Genomic DNA, 704 nt, shown 5'->3' with positions numbered 1-704 from the left:
GTCGGCGCGGTCCTCGCGGTCACCCAGACCGACGTCAAGCGGATGCTGGCGTACTCGTCGGTGGCGCACGCCGGTTTCATCCTCACCGGCCTGATCGCCGGCAACGAAGCCGGACTCTCGTCGACGATGTTCTACCTGCTCGCCTACGGTTTCAGCACGGTCGGGGCGTTCGCGGTGGTGAGCCTGGTGCGTGACCGGCACGGCGCCGAGGTCACCGACCTGGCGCGGTGGGCGGGACTGGGCCGGACCTCACCACTGCTGTGTTCGGTGTTCGCGCTGTTTCTGCTCGCCTTCGCCGGCATCCCGCTCACCAGCGGATTCGTCAGCAAGTTCGCGGTCTTCCAGGCCGCGGCGTCGGGCGGTGCGGTCCCTCTGGTCATCGTCGGCGCCCCGACGTCCGCGCCGACGATCGTCGTGTCCAGCGGTCCGACCGTCGCGGCGATCGCCGTGGCGGCGGCGGTGACGGTGATCCTGGGTGTCGTGCCGCAACCGGTGCTCGATCTCGCGGATCGGGCAGCGAGCGCCCTGCTCTGACGTTCGGATCGAGCACCCACCCCACTGGTCGCGGTACGGACACCCGGAGTTCACCCGGGTTACGCAAAACCCCCACATCGGGAAACGGACGACGTTAACGTCAGCGCCACCCGACCCCACGAACTTCGAGGTGGCCCATGCCCTTCCCGAACCCGAGCGTCTCCCGGCGA

The 704-nt window shown here is 69.2% G+C and carries 1 protein-coding gene; it reads left to right on the top strand.

Annotated features, from left to right (window positions below):
- Positions 1 to 534, top strand: a 534-nt coding sequence (locus IJ15_RS0124135; RefSeq protein WP_031940865.1) for a proton-conducting transporter transmembrane domain-containing protein, incomplete at its 5' end; no start/stop codon positions are given.
- Between the last annotated feature and the right edge of the window lie 170 nt (positions 535 to 704).

It is taken from the genome of Prescottella defluvii (assembly GCF_000738775.1).
Classification (GTDB): Bacteria; Actinomycetota; Actinomycetes; order Mycobacteriales; family Mycobacteriaceae; genus Prescottella; species Prescottella defluvii.
This window is presented reverse-complemented; position numbering and strand designations above follow the sequence as displayed.